Source organism: Rhizobium sp. 3T7 (assembly GCF_020166565.1).
Classification (GTDB): Bacteria; Pseudomonadota; Alphaproteobacteria; order Rhizobiales; family Rhizobiaceae; genus Rhizobium.
On record NZ_JAIQXS010000011.1, the window covers coordinates 121,180 to 138,505 of the forward strand.

At 59.6% G+C, this 17,326-nt stretch carries 13 protein-coding genes; 6 read left to right on the forward strand and 7 right to left on the reverse strand.

The genetic code is table 11. From position 1 onward, the window contains the following. Position 1 precedes the first annotated feature (1 nt). Both purN and purM read right to left on the reverse strand, forming a co-directional pair. Positions 2 to 676 carry a phosphoribosylglycinamide formyltransferase gene (gene purN, locus K9B32_RS17300; RefSeq protein ID WP_224564297.1) on the reverse strand — a complete coding sequence of 225 codons (675 nt, stop codon included), beginning with the start codon at positions 674 to 676 and terminating at the stop codon, positions 2 to 4. Next, positions 673 to 1,746 (reverse strand): phosphoribosylformylglycinamidine cyclo-ligase, encoded by a 1,074-nt coding sequence (purM, locus tag K9B32_RS17305; RefSeq protein ID WP_224564299.1) that lies wholly within the window; start codon positions 1,744 to 1,746, stop codon positions 673 to 675. Before purM ends, purN begins: the two co-directional genes overlap by 4 nt. 245 nt (positions 1,747 to 1,991) lie before the next feature. Here purM and K9B32_RS17310 point away from each other — a divergent pair, with 245 nt between their 5' ends. From K9B32_RS17310 to K9B32_RS17330, 5 genes are all read left to right on the forward strand, one after another. Then, complete coding sequence (locus K9B32_RS17310; RefSeq protein ID WP_224564302.1) at positions 1,992 to 3,113, forward strand: AI-2E family transporter; 1,122 nt, start codon at positions 1,992 to 1,994, stop codon at positions 3,111 to 3,113. Continuing rightward, positions 3,110 to 3,823 carry a DnaA regulatory inactivator HdaA gene (hdaA, locus tag K9B32_RS17315; protein ID WP_224564305.1) on the forward strand — a complete coding sequence of 238 codons (714 nt, stop codon included), beginning with the start codon at positions 3,110 to 3,112 and terminating at the stop codon, positions 3,821 to 3,823. The genes K9B32_RS17310 and hdaA overlap by 4 nt, the downstream gene beginning before the upstream one ends. A 64-nt stretch (positions 3,824 to 3,887) precedes the next feature. Beyond that, positions 3,888 to 6,092 carry an RNA degradosome polyphosphate kinase gene (locus K9B32_RS17320; RefSeq protein ID WP_224564308.1) on the forward strand — a complete coding sequence of 735 codons (2,205 nt, stop codon included), beginning with the start codon at positions 3,888 to 3,890 and terminating at the stop codon, positions 6,090 to 6,092. A 12-nt stretch (positions 6,093 to 6,104) separates the two neighbouring features. Then, positions 6,105 to 7,628, forward strand: coding sequence for an exopolyphosphatase (gene ppx, locus K9B32_RS17325; protein ID WP_224564311.1), 1,524 nt, complete (start codon positions 6,105 to 6,107; stop codon positions 7,626 to 7,628). Positions 7,629 to 7,779: 151 nt separating this feature from the next. Beyond that, on the forward strand, positions 7,780 to 8,400 hold the full coding sequence (locus tag K9B32_RS17330; RefSeq protein WP_224564381.1) for a YdeI/OmpD-associated family protein: 621 nt from the start codon (positions 7,780 to 7,782) through the stop codon (positions 8,398 to 8,400). A gap of 80 nt (positions 8,401 to 8,480) precedes the next feature. Here the strand turns inward: K9B32_RS17330 and K9B32_RS17335 are convergent, their stop codons facing one another. The 4 genes from K9B32_RS17335 to K9B32_RS17350 all read right to left on the reverse strand — a co-directional run bounded on the left by K9B32_RS17335 (position 8,481) and on the right by K9B32_RS17350 (position 13,719). Continuing rightward, a complete protein-coding gene (locus K9B32_RS17335; RefSeq protein ID WP_224564314.1) occupies positions 8,481 to 9,839 on the reverse strand; it encodes an esterase-like activity of phytase family protein in 1,359 nt (452 codons plus the stop codon). Between the two features lie 45 nt (positions 9,840 to 9,884). Beyond that, on the reverse strand, positions 9,885 to 10,952 hold the full coding sequence (locus K9B32_RS17340) for an adenylate/guanylate cyclase domain-containing protein (RefSeq protein WP_224564316.1): 1,068 nt from the start codon (positions 10,950 to 10,952) through the stop codon (positions 9,885 to 9,887). A 146-nt stretch (positions 10,953 to 11,098) separates the two neighbouring features. Further along, the gene (gene rnd, locus K9B32_RS17345) at positions 11,099 to 12,244 is read right to left on the reverse strand and encodes a ribonuclease D (RefSeq protein ID WP_224564319.1); all 1,146 of its coding nucleotides are present in this window, start codon (positions 12,242 to 12,244) and stop codon (positions 11,099 to 11,101) included. Between the two features lie 83 nt (positions 12,245 to 12,327). Continuing rightward, positions 12,328 to 13,719: a multicopper oxidase family protein gene (locus K9B32_RS17350; RefSeq protein WP_224564321.1), complete on the reverse strand. Its 1,392-nt coding sequence runs from the start codon at positions 13,717 to 13,719 to the stop codon at positions 12,328 to 12,330. Positions 13,720 to 13,989: 270 nt separating this feature from the next. Between K9B32_RS17350 and aspS the strand changes: the two genes are divergently transcribed. After that, entirely contained in the window at positions 13,990 to 15,780 is a 1,791-nt protein-coding gene (gene aspS / locus K9B32_RS17355; RefSeq protein ID WP_224564384.1) for an aspartate--tRNA ligase, read from the forward strand. Positions 15,781 to 15,952: 172 nt separating this feature from the next. On the opposite strand, the gene K9B32_RS17360 is transcribed toward aspS, so the two are convergent. After that, on the reverse strand, positions 15,953 to 17,140 hold the full coding sequence (locus K9B32_RS17360) for a hypothetical protein (RefSeq protein ID WP_224564323.1): 1,188 nt from the start codon (positions 17,138 to 17,140) through the stop codon (positions 15,953 to 15,955). Positions 17,141 to 17,326 lie beyond the last annotated feature (186 nt).

Genomic DNA, 17,326 nt, shown 5'->3' on the forward strand with positions numbered 1-17,326 from the left:
TTCAGCCGCGCTCGCCGATGATCGAAATGACTTTGCCGTTTTCCGCTGGCGTGGCGAGGGCGCCTGTGCTGACGGCTTTGCCGCCGTCCATCTGCACCTTGCCTTCGGCAAAGAGCCGCAGCGCCTGCGGGTAGAGCTGGTGCTCGACGGTTAGCACGCGCGCCGCTAGGCTCTCGGCACTGTCGTCGGAGCGGATCGGCACGGCCGCCTGGCCGATGACTGGCCCTTCATCCATGCCTTCGGTAACGAAGTGAACGGTGCATCCCGTCACTCGCATGCCAGCATCGATCGCCCGCTGATGGGTGTGCAGGCCGGGGAAGAGCGGAAGTAGGGACGGGTGGATGTTGATCATCCGGCCTTCGTAGCGCTGGATGAAGGTGCCGCTCAGCAACCGCATGTATCCGGCAAGGCAGAGGATGTCGGGAGACAGTTGATCGAGCGCCGCAAAGATAGCTTCCTCGTGCGCCTCCTTGCTGGCGTAGTCCTTGCGGACGAAGGCGAATGTCCGAATGCCTTCGGCTGCCGCCTTGGCAAGTCCGCCGGCATCGGCCTTGTCGGAGATGACGCCGACGATTTCTGCCGGATAGTCGGCAGCCTTGGCCGCGGCGACTAGCGCCATCATGTTGGAACCGCCGCCGGAGATGAAGACGACGGCGCGTTTGCGCGGCGTCGTCATATGGCAAGCATACCCTTGTAGAGAGTACCGGCTGCACCCTCGGCGCGGGCAATCATGCGGCCGAGCGCCACGACCGTCTCGCCTTCAGCTTCGAGCGCGGCGGTGACGGTCGCAACGTTCTCGGCCGAAACGACTGCGATCATGCCGATGCCGCAGTTGAAGGTGCGCAGCATTTCCTTGGCGTCAACGCCGCCCGTCTTGGAAAGCCAGGAGAACACCGCCGGAACCTTGACGGCAGCAAGATCGATCTCGGCTGCCAGATGCTTCGGCAGAACGCGCGGAATATTCTCCGGGAAGCCGCCGCCGGTGATGTGCGCCAGTGCCTTGATGGCTTTGGTTTCGCGGATCGCCTTCAGGAGCGGCTTTACGTAGATGCGCGTCGGCGTCAGCAGCGCTTCGCCAAGGCCCTTGTCTTCCGCGAACGGTGCCGGGGCATCCCAGGCGAGGCCCGAAATCCCGACGATCTTGCGCACGAGTGAAAAGCCGTTGGAATGAACACCCGAGGAAGCAAGGCCAAGAATGACGTCGCCTTCGGCAATGTCGCTCGAGGGGAGCAGCTGGCCACGCTCGGCAGCGCCGACGGCAAAGCCGGCCAGGTCGTAGTCGCCGGAGGAATACATGCCCGGCATCTCGGCCGTCTCGCCGCCGATCAGCGCACAGCCCGCGTCGCGGCAGCCGGCAGCAATGCCTTCGACGATCGCCGCACCCTGGTCGGGGTCAAGCTTACCCGTGGCAAAGTAATCGAGGAAGAACAGCGGCTCGGCGCCCTGGACGACCAGATCGTTGACACACATGGCAACGAGATCGATGCCGACCGTGTCATGAAAATCGGCGTCGATCGCGATTTTCAGCTTGGTACCGACGCCGTCATTGGCGGCGACGAGAACCGGATCGGTGAAACCAGCTGCCTTCAGGTCGAACAGGCCGCCGAACCCACCGATCTCTCCGTCTGCGCCAGGGCGGCGCGTCGAACGCACGGCGGGCTTGATCTTCTCCACCAGAAGGTTTCCGGCATCAATGTCGACGCCTGCGTCGCTATAGGTCAGGCCGTTTTTTCCAGACTGGCTCATGCTGCTCTCCGATGGCTGTGCAGGGGCGGGAATGTCACCGCCTCAATATGCGGGTCGCCATTGCATGACACGGGCCTACTTGCAAGGGATTGCATGGAAAAAGCCCCAATTTCCCGCTGTTTTCACGCAGGCCTTCGGGATTTTCAGCGGCGGGGTTGACCATTCTCTCGGCCACATCCTATGTGCTCGAAAGGTTGCATCGCGACGATGCGGAAAATCAAGACGGTCGATCAGCGGGGAATGTAATGCCACAGCAGGTTAGCGGGGCAGGTCTGAAGCGCCAAGTCATCTTCTGGCTGATCGTGCTCGCCTTCTTCATCGGCTTCCTCTTCATCTTCAGTTCGATCCTGCTGCCGTTCCTCGCAGGGATGGCGCTCGCCTATTTCCTCGATCCGGTCGCCGACCGGCTGGAACGCTTTGGGCTGAGCCGCCTGATGGCGACGATCGTCATCTTGATCGCCTTCATCGTCGTGATCGTGCTGGCCTTGATGATCCTGATACCGGTTTTGGCGAGCCAGTTCAGCGATTTTGCCGGTCGCCTGCCGGGCTATATCGATCAGTTGCAGACATTCATTACAACGTCGCAGAACTCCCTCATGCCGGATTGGGTGAGGAGCCAGCTCGGGACGATCAAGAACAACTTCTCCGAAATCCTGTCGCAGGGATTTGGACTCCTGACTGGCCTCTTTGGTCAGGTCTGGAGCTCGGGTCTTGCCGTCGTCAACGTGATCTCGCTGATGATCGTTACGCCGGTTGTGGCCTTCTATATGCTGCTTGATTGGGATCGCATGATTGCAAAGGTTGATCAGTACATTCCGCGCGACTATGTAGCCAATGTCCACCAGATCATGCGCGAGATCGACCAGGCGATCGCCGGTTTCATCCGCGGGCAGGGGTCGCTCTGCCTCATCCTGGGCATCTGGTATGCCGTTGGCCTGTCGCTGGTCGGCTTGAACTTCGGCCTGCTGATCGGTCTCTTCGCGGGGATGATCAGCTTCATTCCCTATGTTGGCTCGCTGGTGGGCCTCGTTCTTGCCGTCGGTGTTGCTATCGTTCAGTTCTGGCCCGACTACATCTGGGTCGGCGCGGTGCTCGCGGTCTTCTTCAGCGGTCAGTTCATGGAGGGCAACATCCTGCAACCAAAGCTGGTGGGACACAGCGTCGGGCTGCATCCTGTTTGGTTGATGTTCGCGCTCTTTGCCTTCGGCGCGCTGTTCGGCTTTGTTGGCCTTTTGGTCGCCGTGCCGGCGGCTGCCGCGGTCGGCGTGCTTGTCCGTTTTGCGCTTTCACGCTACCTTGAGAGCGATCTTTATGCCGGCGGGTCGAAGAATGGCCAGGTCGGCAAGACAAAAGCTGATCCCAAATGACTGATGTGAAGAACGCTGGTCCAAGGCGCAATGCCGTCGAACAGCTTCCCCTGGCCTTTTCGCACGATGCGGCAACCGGGCGCGACGATCTGTTGATCTCCGAACGGCTTGCCGCTGCCGTCTCTATCGTCGATGCCTGGCCGCACTGGCCTTCGCCCGTCGTGATCCTCGCCGGTCCAGTGGGCTCCGGAAAATCGCATCTGGCCAACATCTGGAAAGATCACAGTGGTGCCGTCGATATTCATCCGAGGGCCGGTGCCAACGCGGCGATCGATGCCGCCAATGGTCCGGTGCTGTTCGAGGATGTCGACCGGCTTGGCTTCGACGACAATGAACTCTTCCATGTGATAAACAGCGTGCGGGAAAATGGTCACAGTCTTCTGATGACAAGCCGCCTGTGGCCGATGTCCTGGCCGGTAGAACTGCCGGATTTGCGCTCGCGTCTAAAGGCTGCGACGGTTGTCGAGATCGGGGAACCGGACGAGGAACTGCTGTCACAGGTCATTGTGAAGCTGTTTGCTGACCGCCAGCTTTATATTGATGACAAACTGGTCCTCTATATAGTCAACCGGATGGAGCGGTCGCTGAACGCCGCCCAGACGATTGTGGACAGGCTTGATCGACTTGCCCTCTCTCGGGGCACGAAGATTACTCGAACTCTCGCCGCTGAAGTGTTGAATGAATTGGGCAATTCGGAGTCTGCGGATTGACTGTCACAGTTCTGTCGTGAAACTGATATAATTCGCTGGGCGAATGAAACGGGACAATCAGACCATGGATAGTGCAGTCGCGGAGCATCACGAACCTACTCCGGAAACCAACGAGACTGTGCCATCGCTGGAAGAACTGCTCGCCAGTCCTGAACGCTTCATCAATCGCGAATTCTCATGGTTGCAGTTCAATCGCCGTGTCCTTGAAGAAACGCTGAACACTGAGCATCCGTTGCTTGAACGCGTCCGCTTCCTGTCGATCTCGGCGGCAAACCTCGACGAATTCTTCATGGTGCGCGTCGCCGGTCTTGAGGGGCAGGTGCGCCAGAATATTGTTGTTCGCACGCCCGACGGCAAGACGCCGGCCGAGCAACTCGACGCCATTCTCCAGGAGATCGACAATCTGCAGATGGAGCAGCAGGCATCGCTTGCCGTGCTCCAACAATATCTCGCCAAAGAAGATATCCTGATCGTACGCCCGGGAGCCCTCAGCGAATCCGATCGCGCGTGGCTGGCGACAGAATTCGAGCAGGCGATCTTCCCGGTGTTGACGCCGCTGTCGATCGACCCGGCGCATCCGTTCCCCTTCATCCCGAACCTTGGCTTTTCGATCGGCCTGCAGCTCGTCAGCAAGAACGGCCGCGAGCCGATGACGGCGCTGTTGCGCTTGCCGCCGGCGCTCGATCGCTTCGTTCGCCTGCCGGACGATCGCAATACGATTCGCTACATCACGCTTGAGGACGTCGCCAATGTCTTCATTCACCGGCTCTATCCTGGCTACGAAGTGCAGGGCTCCGGCACATTCCGGATCATTCGCGACAGCGATATCGAAGTCGAGGAAGAAGCCGAAGACCTTGTGCGCTTTTTCGAAACGGCGCTGAAGCGCCGTCGCCGTGGATCGGTGATCCGTATCGAGACCGATTCGGAGATGCCCGCGTCGCTGCGCCAGTTCGTTGTTCAGGCCCTTAGTGTTCCGGAAAATCGCGTCGCCGTTCTGCCCGGACTGCTGGCCCTGAATACGCTGTCTGAGATCACGAAAGCGCCGCGTGAGGATCTCCGGTTTCCGCCCTACAATGCGCGATTTCCCGAGCGTGTCCGAGAGCATGCCGGGGACTGCCTTGCGGCAATCCGCGAAAAGGACATGGTTGTCCACCATCCCTATGAATCTTTCGATGTGGTGGTTCAGTTCCTGCTCCAGGCTGCGCGCGATCCTGACGTCCTGGCGATAAAGCAGACGCTCTACCGCACCTCGAACGACAGCCCGATTGTCCGCGCGCTGATCGATGCCGCTGAGTCAGGCAAATCGGTTACCGCCCTGGTGGAGCTGAAGGCCCGTTTCGACGAAGAAGCAAATATCCGCTGGGCGCGCGACCTTGAACGCGCCGGCGTGCAGGTCGTATTCGGTTTCATCGAACTGAAGACGCATTCGAAGATGTCGATGGTCGTGCGCCGCGAGGAGGGCAAGCTGCGAACCTATTGCCACCTCGGCACCGGCAACTACCATCCGATCACCGCGAAGATCTACACCGACCTGTCCTTCTTCACCTGCAATCCGGTGATCGCCCACGACATGGCGAATATCTTCAACTTCATTACTGGCTACGGCGAACCGGAGGAGAGCATGAAGCTCGCCGTGTCGCCGTACACGCTGCGTTCGCGTATCCTTCGCCATATCGACGAAGAGATCAGGCATGCCAAGAGCGGTGCGCCAGCCGCGATCTGGATGAAGATGAATTCTCTGGTCGATCCAGAGATCATCGATGCGCTCTATACGGCGAGCCACGCCGGGGTCGAGATCGATCTCGTCATTCGAGGTATCTGCTGCCTGCGCCCGCAGGTACCCGGTCTGTCCGACAATATCCGTGTGAAGTCGATCGTCGGTCGCTTCCTGGAGCACAGCCGCATCTTCTGCTTCGGCAATGGTCACGGGCTGCCGTCAGACAAGGCGTTGGTCTATATCGGCTCGGCCGACATGATGCCGCGCAATCTCGATCGCCGTGTGGAGACGTTGGTTCCACTGACGAACCCGACGGTCCACGAGCAGGTTCTCTCACAGATTATGCTCGGCAATATCATTGACAATCAGCAAAGCTACGAGATATTGCCCGACGGTACGTCTAGGCGCATGGAGGTGCGCAAGGGCGAGGAGCCGTTCAACGCGCAGCAGTATTTCATGACCAACCCCAGTCTGTCCGGCCGTGGCGAAGCCTTGAAATCCAGTGCGCCCAAGCTGATCGCCGGCCTGCTTTCCGGCCGAAACAACAAGTAATATTGGACCTGCATGGTTGAATCAGAAGCCCAGGGGCGCCTTCCAGGGATTGCCCCGGTCTCCGTTGTCGATATCGGGTCGAACTCGATCCGTGTGGTCATCTATGAAGGTATGTCCCGTTCGCCGACGATCCTTTTCAACGAAAAGGTGTTGTGCGGGCTCGGCAGGGGCATTGCGCTGACCGGCAAGATGGACGAGGCGAGCGTCGAGCGGGCGCTGGCCGCTCTTCACCGGTTCAAGGCATTGTCCGATCAGGCGCGCGCTGCCACCATGTTCGTGCTGGCGACCGCGGCTGCCCGCGAAGCATCAAATGGACCGGATTTTATCCATCAGGCAGAAACAATTCTGCAGCGTAAGGTCCGCGTTCTCTCCGGTGAAGAAGAGGCGAAGTTCTCCGCCCTCGGCATTGTCAGCGGCTTCTATGAGCCGGACGGTATTGCTGGTGACCTGGGCGGCGGTTCGCTCGAACTGATTGATATCAAGGGCAAGGAAATCGGCAACGGCGTAACCTTGCCGCTTGGCGGCCTTCGCCTGTCCGAATATGCCGGCGGCTCGATGGAGAAGGCCCGCACGTTTGCCCGCAAGCATGTGAGAACAAGCTCCAAGCTTTTGGCGAAGGGCGCTGGGCGCACCTTCTACGCCGTGGGGGGCACCTGGCGAAACATCGCAAAGCTGCACATGGAATTGACACAGTATCCGCTGCACATGATGCAGGGTTACGAGGTTTCGCTCGAGGCGATGATGCAGTTCCTCGATCAGGTGGAGATCGCCAGGGACTCGAGAGATCCTGCATGGTTGGCCGTCTCGAAGCATCGCCGCGCGTTGCTTCCCTTCGGCGCGGTCGCCATGAAGGAAGTCCTGAGTGCGATGAACCCCTCTGTTATCTCGTTTTCGGGGCAGGGCGTGCGCGAAGGCTACCTCTATTCATTGCTTTCCGAGAGCGAGCGCCGCAGCGATCCACTCTTAGCCGCGGCGGGCGAGCTTGCCATTCTCCGTGCCCGTTCGCCGGAGCATGCCAGAGAACTGGCGGAGTGGACCGGTCGGATGATGCCCTATTTCGGCGTCACCGAGACGAAAGAAGAGGCGCGCTATCGTCAGGCCGCATGCCTGCTCGCCGACATCAGCTGGCGCGCACATCCCGACTATCGCGGCTTGCAGGCACTGAACATCATTGCCCATTCGTCCTTCGTCGGCATCAGCCATCCCGGCCGGGCATTCATCGCGCTCACCAACTACTACCGGTTCGAAGGGCCGCATGATGACGGCGCGACGGGGCCGTTGGCAACGATCGCTACACCGCAATATGTCGAGCGCGCCAAGCTGCTCGGCGGAATGCTGCGGGTTGTCTACCTCTTCTCGGCATCCATGCCGGGCGTGGTCCGCAACCTGAGTTTCCAGAAGTCGTCCAATCCCGATCTGGACCTGGAGTTCGTGGTTCCGGCGGAGTACAGCGACTTTGCTGGTGAGCGCCTTGACGGCCGCCTGCAACAGTTGTCCAGGCTCACCAACAAGCGCTTGGCTTTCCGCTTCGAGTAGCGCTTCGTGCTTGACCAAGGCACACCGCCGCGAACAACCCGACGACTTTGTTGATCGCTTATGGCGCATTCCCACAAATTTCGTCCCTAAGTTGACGTATTGGTTCGGTATGCTTGCAACCAACATCACGAGCGAAATTTGGGCGAGAGACATGATCACGGATATTGAGGACTTTTTTACGAAAGGATGCGGACGCTGCGAGCGGTTTGCGACACCGGACTGTTCGACACGGCAATGGATTGACGGCCTAAACGAACTTCGCCGCATCTGTCGCGATGCGGGCCTTGTCGAGACGGTAAAATGGGCGCATCCCTGCTACATGCACGAAGGCCGCAATATCGTGATACTCGGTGCCTTCCGCGGCGATTTTCGCGCAAGTTTCTTTAACGCCGCACTGATGAAGGATCCCGAAGGCGTGCTTGAGAAGCAGGGATCGAACACTCAACATCCCGACATGCTCCGTTTTGTAAGCAATGCACAGGTAGCAAAGATGGAACCCGTCATCCGGTCCTACTTGAAGGAAGCGATGGGCTATGCGGAGGCAGGCATTAAGCCGCCTAAAGAGCAAAGCCAAATAGAACTTCCTGACGAGTTGGTGGAGGCCCTGGATTCCGACCCTGAACTTGCCGAGGCTTTTCACGAGCTGACGCCCGGCCGGCAGAAAAGCTACGTGATCAATCTCAACGGGGTGAAAAAGTCGGAAACGCGAACGACGCGGATTGCTAAATTCCGAGATCACATTCTCGCTGGAAAGGGCGCAACAGAGCGGTAGTCCGAATTTTCGAACGCCCAACCGAATCTGGTGTCTGCTGCCCCGCTCCTTCGAGCGGAGCCTTCCTTACGAGCGTAAACTTACTTCGCGTTCAGGAGCTCGCCGACTTCGAGCAGGCTGAACTCGTTGTTGTCGGCCTTGTCGACAGCGCGGCCCGCCGAGAAGGGCAGGTTGTTGTCGTTGCCGACGACGATATGGGTGGCATCGACGCGATCGACGTTCTCGATCGTCACGAACGGCATGTCGTAGATGCCATCCTTGCCACCAGCTTTCTTCTTGTTGTCCGGGTCCTTGATGTTCAGGAGGTCGATGTAGCCGATCTTGCGAACAGACTTGCCGACGTTGGCGTCGTTGAACTCGATCTTGTAGACACGCTTGAGGTGGGCCGGTGCCTCGAAGCACTCCGGCTTCGGCTGCTTGGGATCGGCGCAAGCCTTATCCTTCGTGCCGGCGCCGTTGTCGCGTTCGATGACGAGCGCGGTCGTGTCGTCGAGCATGTTGAAGTCGCCGATCGAAACACCCTTGTCCTCGAAGGGGTAGAACCAGCTGCGGCCGGTCCAGCTCTTGGAGGCAGTGTCGAACTCGATGACGCGGATGGCGGTATGGCCGTCGACCGACTCCATCTTGCCGTCGTCCTGATAGATCGCGCCTTCCAGAAGGCCGTAGAGCTTGCTGCCATCCTTCGACATTGCAAGACCTTCGAAGCCACCCGAGCGCTTGAGGTTGAAGACAGGCATCTTGGCGATCGGATTTGCCGGAACGGAGAGCACCGGATTGTCGGGCGACATAACCGGCTTGCCGTCGACACTGGTCGAGATCACGTCGGTCAGGCGGCCTTCCGTGTCGAACTTGAGGATATAGGGTCCGAACTCGTCGCCGACCCAGAAGCCATCGGCCACAGGCTGCACGGATTCGATGTCGAAATCCGCGCCTGTGAGATAACGCTTCTCAGCGCCTTCCAGAACGATCGGGAAAGGAGCCTTCTTGCTGGGGTCGGAGAGGAAGAGGTTCTTGACGACCTCGACCTTGCCCGTCTGCCAGTCGAACTTTGCCTGATGCAGGAAGAGCATCGCGTCGCTGGAGTTCGCCTTCGAGCCGAAGCCGTTGTCGGAGAGCGTCCAGAACGTGCCATCCGGCATGGTCTTGATGCCGGAGAAGCCCTGAATTGGTTGACCGTCGAAAGGCAGCTTCAGATCGGTGACGCGAGCGCCGTCCTTGCCGGGAACCGTGCCGAGCGCTTCGGTGCGCTTGCGGTCGGCGGTCGTGAACTTGCCCGAGTGCTTGAGGAACTCAGGCGTATCGGCTGGAGCCGCGACGAGCGTGTTGGCCGGCAGAATGGCTTGACCTGCGAGCGTGGCTGGAAATTCCTGCTGGCCGGCCGCAGCCAAACCGGTGACCAAAAGAACAAATGAAACGGAAGCAAGAAGAGTATTTTTCATCGAAACCCCCAAGGATTGGAATGCGGGTCTCGATTAGCAATGCTTTCATGTCGGCGCGTTGACGCTTGCGTGAAGCTTTGGTGACGCCTTGCGGTTGTCTGCCTTGGCGAGCGCGATGACGCCGAGGCTCTGGCCGCGGCCCTTGACGGCGTGGCTTCCAAGATCCTCGGCCGAGATCGTCTCCGGCATCTTGATCCGCTGGGCGAGGTCGCTTGAGATGAGAACCGATCGGTTCAAACTCTTGCAGAGCGATTCAAGCCGGGATGTGGTGTTCACGGTGTCGCCGAAGTAGGTGATCTTATGATGGTCGACGCCGATTTCGGCCGTAATAACCGTACCGCCATGCAAGGCGGCGCGCAGGCGAGGGACCTGACCAAATGTCTTCAGCCAGTTCTCGGCGTCCGCCTCTATCGCGCTGATGATATCGAAGATGCAGTTCACGCATCGGCCGTACGTGATCCCACGCTCCAACGGCCAACTGATGATCGCGGCGTCACCCACGTAGTCATCGATGGTGCCCTTGTACTTCCGGACCGGCTCGGCGAACGACGCAAACAGGGAACTCAGCATCTGTTGGGCTCGGAGATCGCCATGCTTCTCGGCAAAGGAGGTCGAATCCACCAGATCGATGAACAAGAAGACGCGCTCCTCGCTGATCGGCTTCCGGTAACGGCTGAAAAGCATGCTGATGAAGATGTCGCGGCCCAGCAGTTCGCGGATACGTAGCACGAAGATGATAAGCGCACACACGGCGAGGGCATAAAGAAAGGCGTCGAATGGCAGGATAACGGCATCGACCCACGATGCTGGGCGAAAGGCTCCGAGCCACCACATCGAGAGGCCGGCAACCGCAAATCCAACGCTCATCAGGATCTCGTAGACGAAGATCTCAGCGAGGAAGAACGTCACCGTCGGCAATGCCTGCATGCGCCGGTAAAGGCCGCGCAGGATCACCTTGCGCTCGAAGGCGATGATCGGCATGCCGATGAACAGCGCAAAGGTCGCGCCGACAAACGGATGGCCGCCGTAGAAGCGCATATCATAGAATACACCGCTCGCGGCTATGACAAGCGCGATCAACAGCCAGTTCTGGACCGGAGATATTTCCCTCATGTAGTCCTTTTCGCGGTACCTGTCCGTCGGGGATACCTAGGGCATATAGGAAACGCTGATTGTTTCCGAAAGGCGCTGCGTCAGTTTCCTTGGACCGAATCGATCTGGAGATAACTGCGCGCGCAAAAAAGTCGGCTTGATGGCGCCTAGAGCGCCACCGTCTCGACCTTCTTGCCAACGAAGCGGAGAGCAACCTGGCCCTGGATGAGCTGCAGCGCCGGCTCACCGAAAAGCTCCCGCCGCCATCCATGCAGCGCTGCGACTTCGGCCTTCTCGCCTTCCGCCGCGATACGGTCGAGATCTTCGCTGTTGGCGATCACCTTCGGGGCGACGCCATGCTTTTCCGAGATCAGCTTCAACAGGACCTTCAGCAGCTCGGCGGCAGCGGCAGCACCTTCCGGCGGCTGCGTCTGTCGTGGAGCATGCGGCATCTCGGCCTTCGGCAAGGCGAGTGCGGCATTGACGGCTTCGACGACGGCGATGCCGGCTGCCGATCGCTCCCAACCCTTGGGGATCGTTCGTAGGCGGCCGAGCGCTTCGGCGTCCTTCGGTTGCTGCTGGGCGATCTCGTAGATCGCGTCATCCTTCAGCACGCGCGAGCGCGGCACGTTGCGGGAGCGCGCCTCGCGCTCGCGCCAGGCGGCCACATATTTCAGAATGGCAAGTTCCTGGGGCTTGCGCAGGCGCATTTTCAACCGCTGCCAAGCATCGTCCGGATGCATGTCGTAGGTCTCGCGGGCCTCGAGGATATCCATCTCCTCCCGAAGCCAGGACGAGCGGCCTTCGCGTTCGAGCTCGGCTTTGAGATAGAGATAGACGTCGCGCAGATGCGTCACGTCGGCAAGCGCGTAGTCAAGCTGCTTTTCCGAAAGCGGCCGGCGGCTCCAGTCGGTGAAGCGCGAAGACTTGTCGATCTGAACACCCTTGGTGCGACTGACGAGCTGATCGTACGAGACGGAGTCTCCGAAGCCGCAAACCATCGCGGCGACCTGCGTGTCGAAAATCGGGTGCGGGATGAGGCCGCCGCGGTTGTAGATGATCTCGATATCCTGGCGCGCGGCATGAAAGACTTTCAAAACGGCAGGATTGGCCATCAGTTCAAAGAATGGCTTGAGGTCGAGACCCTTCGCCAACGGATCGACCAGCACGTCCATTGTCGGACTTGCCATCTGGATCAGGCAAAGTTCCGGCCAGAATGTTGTTTCTCGGAGAAACTCGGTGTCGATGGTAATGAATTCTGACTTGGCCAGCTCTTTGCAGGCCGCCTCCAAATCGGCGGTTGTTTCGATCATCTCAATTCATTCGCAGGATAGACATAGTTGAACCTTCCTTCTCCTTTCGGCCGGATAAGTCAACTAGAACCCGTAAAGACCCGTCAAACAACTCTGACATAACTGGTCATGCCAGTCTTCTGATGCTCTATGATATGGCAATGCAGCACCCAGTCGCCGGGATTGTCGGCCACGAAGGCGAGTTGCACCTTCTCGTCTGGTTGTACGAGATAGGTGTCGCTAACGAGTGGCATGACCTCCCGCGTCGATGACGACAGGACGGTGAAACTCATCCCGTGCAGGTGGATGGGATGGGCATGCGGCGTCACGTTCTCAAGCTGCAAAATGTAGCTCTTGCCGAGCTTCAGTTCCGCCAGCGGCGCGGTCGGGTCCGCGGTGTCGCCCGGCCACGGCACCTTGTTGATGGCCCAAAAGCTGTAGCCGAGGGTGCCGCAGATACTGTCGGCAGGCGCGCTTTCGGCCGTGGCGCTGAGAATGAGCGGAATCTTCTGTGCCGCAGAGAGGTCGGGCTTGGCGACCGGGTTTTCGCCAAGCGAAACAAGGTCGCCGACATTCCGCTTCAACGACGTCCCGACAGCCCTAAGCTTGGCGATCGTCTTCGGTGTTGTGCCCCTGATATCTTCAAGCGTGGCAACGGCACCCTCACTGTCCGGCATCCGCACGGCGAGATCAAGGCGCTGGCCGGGGCCGATCAGCAGCAGATCGAGCGGAAAACACTTTGGTACGGGATTGCCGTCGATTGCGATGACCGTCGCCTCAGCCCCTTCCATCTTCAGTGAGAAGATGCGGGTAACGTCGGTCACGGCAATCCGTAGCCGGATGAGGCCGCCGGCCGGCGCATCATAGTGCGGCTCTTGGTGCCAGTTCGCGGTCCTGACCGTTCCGTAAGTACCGGTCTTTGCCGCGTCGCGCGGGCGGAAGGCCGCAATGAATTGGCTGTCGCCGCCGAGGCGCCAGTCGCGCAGATTGAGCACCACTTCGGCATCGAATGTCGGGTCGGCTGGATCCTCGACCACGAGAACACCAGTCATGCCGTGGCCCATCTGCGTGAGCGTGTTGCAATGGGGATGATACCAAAAGGTGCCAGCATCCGGCGGCGTGAAGACATAATCGAAGCTGTCGCCGGTATAGACGTAAGGCTGCGTCATGAACGGCACGCCGTCCATCTTGTTGGCGATTCTCAAACCGTGCCAGTGGATCGTCGTCGGCTCGTCGAGCGCGTTCGTCAGCCGTGCCATATAGGGCTTGCCCTTGGTCATCCGCAATACCGGCGGCATGCCGCCGTCACCCCAGGTCATGATGTCTTTCGTGACGCCGGCATCCGTGATGCTGGCCGTCGTCTTCACTGCTTTCAAGACCTGCGGCTCGGAGGCTGCTTCCGCCAGCCCAAACTTCCCCGCGATCCCGACACCGACGCCATATGCACCTGCGACGGCAGAGGCTTTCAGGAGATTGCGGCGAGTGAGGAGGGGCATGTGGAGGCTCCGAGAAAATGATAGCGTTCCTCTTTAAAGTTGACCGCAAGCTTCAGCAATATGGTGCGAGGTTGCCAAACTGCCGCATGGCTTTTCCCGGTGACACGGTTGCATGCTGGCCATAAAGCCTTCGCAACGCACGTGCCCTACGCGCCAACCCTTGACAAATCAGGCCGTCCATGCGCTTTTCCGCCCGATTTTCTTGTCGGTGCGGGAGAGCCATCAGAGCCCCTTGCTGCCGTCTTTAGCCAGATACCGGGAATTGAGATGATGCATCGTTACCGCAGCCACACATGTGCAGCCCTCCGCAAGTCGGATGTCGGCGCCAATGTCCGGATTTCCGGCTGGGTCCATCGTGTTCGCGACCATGGCGGCGTTCTCTTCATCGACCTGCGCGACCACTACGGCATCACCCAGGTCGTTGCCGATCCGGATTCGCCCGCTTTCAAGCAGGCCGAACTGGTGCGCGGCGAATGGGTCATTCGCATCGACGGCCTCGTGAAGGCTCGTACGGAAGACACCGTCAACAAGAACATGGCAACCGGCGAGATCGAACTCTACGCGCAGGAGATCGAAGTTCTCTCCGCTGCCAAGGAACTGCCGCTGCCGGTCTTCGGCGAGCCGGATTATCCGGAAGATGTGCGCCTGAAGTACCGCTTCCTCGATCTGCGCCGCGAGACGCTGCACAAGAATATCGTCAAGCGCACGCAGGTCATTTCGGCCATGCGCCGCGAGATGGGCAATATCGGCTTCACCGAATACACGACGCCCATCCTGACGGCTTCATCGCCGGAAGGCGCACGCGACTTCCTCGTGCCATCACGCATTCATCCTGGCACGTTCTACGCGCTGCCGCAGGCGCCGCAGCAGTACAAGCAACTGCTGATGGTCGCCGGCTTCGACCGTTACTTTCAGATTGCCCCGTGCTTCCGTGACGAAGACCCGCGCGCCGACCGCCTGCCGGGCGAATTCTACCAGCTCGATCTCGAAATGAGCTTCGTCGAACAGGAAGACGTCTGGAACACCATGGAGCCGGTCATTCGTGACATCTTCGTCGAGTTCGCCGATGGCAAGCCAGTGACTGAGAAGTTCCCGCGTATTCCTTATGAGACGGCAATCCGCAAGTACGGTTCCGATAAGCCGGACCTGCGCAACCCGATCGAGATGCAGGCTGTGACCGAGCATTTTGATGGCTCAGGCTTCAAGGTCTTCGCCAACATGATCGCGTCGAACCCGAAGGTCGAGGTCTGGGCTATTCCGGCCAAGACCGGCGGCTCGCGCGCCTTCTGCGACCGCATGAACGCCTGGGCGCAGAGCCAGGGGCAACCGGGTCTCGGCTATATCTTCTGGCGCAAGGAGGGCGAGAAGCTCGAAGGTGCTGGTCCGCTTGCCAAGAACATAGGCGAGGAGCGCACCGACGCGATCCGTAGCCAGCTCGGTCTCGATGACGGTGACGCCTGCTTCTTCGTCGCTGGCGACCCCACGAAGTTCTACAAGTTCGCCGGGGAAGCCCGCACTCGGGCCGGCGAGGAACTGAACCTCGTCGATCGCGATCGCTTCGAATGCTGCTGGATCGTCGATTTCCCGTTCTACGAATGGCTGGAAGACGAAAAGAAGATCGATTTCGCCCACAATCCGTTCTCGATGCCGCAGGGCGGCATGGAAGCGCTCAACGGCGCCGATCCGTTGTCGATCAAGGCCTTCCAGTACGACATGGTCTGCAACGGCTTCGAGATCGCCTCGGGCTCGATCCGCAACCAGCTGCCGGAAGTCATGGTCAAGGCCTTTGAATTGACCGGCAAGTCGCAGGCCGAGGTCGAGGAGCAGTTCGGCGGCCTCTACCGCGCCTTCCAGTACGGCGCACCGCCGCATGGCGGCATGGCCTTCGGTATCGACCGCATCGTCATGCTGCTTGTCGGCGCCAAGAACCTGCGCGAAATCTCGCTGTTCCCGATGAACCAACAGGCCCAGGATCTGCTGATGGGCGCACCGACTCCGGCAACGCCAACGCAGCTGCGTGAACTGGCGATCCGCCCGATCCCGCCGGTCAAGAAGGACTAAGCGGGCTTACTGAATGAATAAAAGCCGGCGATCGATTTCGCCGGCTTCCTTTGATTTCTGCGAGGCTCCAGATCGCGTCCAGCAACGTGACGGTCAGCGGTCACCTCGCTACCAAGTAGAAAACCCAGCGGGCAACGGCGCGCCGGGTTTCCAAGTAGTCAAGCTTGGCCGATCAATCGTTGGCCGAGACCTTCACGCCGAGAACCTGCGGCAGCGTGTTCGGTGCGCCCATCGCAGCACCCATGATCATCGGAAACGGTACAGGCTTTGCCGGAGCAGCGGCAAGCGTCAGGCTCTTCGGGTCGTCGAGGAACGTATTGACGGCCGCCGATATGGCGTTCTGAAGCTCCGGAATGTTGAGCTGCGCCAGCATGATCGGCGTCATCGCCTTCAGCGAATCCGCCATCTGCTGGCCGGAGATGTTCTGCTGGCTGCCGGCGTAGTCGAGCGCACGCTTGGTGATGGAAGCGTCATCGAAGCGGATCTGGGCACTTTCAAACGACAGCTGCTGCATCAGTCCGAGCATCGAGAGGCCGAGAGCCTGCTGCGCTTCTTCCTTGTTCTGGTTCGCTTCGGCCTGCTTGGCGGCTTCTTGCAGCGACTTCAAGAAAGGCATGGTGTAGCCGGAGATTTTGAAAGCGAGGTTCAGCTTGCCGATGTTGTTGAAGTCGAACGCGAATTCGGAAACGTCGATCGTGCCGGGCGTCAGCTCCCAGGCACCCTTCATCGTGATGTCGCCTTGGATGTGCTGAAGTGCGAGCTTGTCGATCGCATCCTTGCTCTGCGCGTCGCTTGCCTTGCTGAGATCGGCCTTCAGGCCCTTGAAAGCGCCATCGAAGTCGAAGCCGGACTCGTCTTCGCGCAGCGTCAGGTTGACGTCGCTTTCGGCGATCGAGAATAATTCCGCGCCGTTCTGGACAACCTTCACAGGACCGCTGTGAGCGTTCTCATAGAGCAGCATGGAGTCGAGCCCATCGCCCTTCGGATCGGCAGGGATCGAAATACCGCCAAGCGTCAGATCGGTCGCCGTGAAGGTCGCGCCCTCATTGGTGGCGCTGACATTCGGGAAGGACGCTTCCTCGACGTAGTAGCCGCCGTCGTCGTCGGCTTCGACACCCGTCATCGTGATGTCGCCGATCGACACAGCTTCACCGCTGTTTGCCTTGAAGCTCGCCTTCTTCAGTATCACGGTCGTACCGTCGACGTTGACGCTATCGGCAACGATCGTGCCGCCCTGTTGGCTATAGGCGGCATTGATCTTCTTCAGCAGATCCTGGCCGTCGAGCGCGAAAGCCGAGCCGGCGAGAGAAAGAAAGGCAACGCCCGAAAGCATTAGCCGTGTCGTCCGGTAAAAAGTCATCTGGGGTCCCCTGGTGGCGGTGTGTAGCGACGGCTCAATTCGCTGCCGGTCTACTGTGGTTCGATCGCGGGTTATATTTGCGGATTTCTAAATTTGTGTTGAAGGGAGAACGAAACAACGACCAAATTCAGGCAAAGTGTCTCAAGCCATTCTTTTCCTGTGCCCCCAAGACTTCGTCCACAGCCG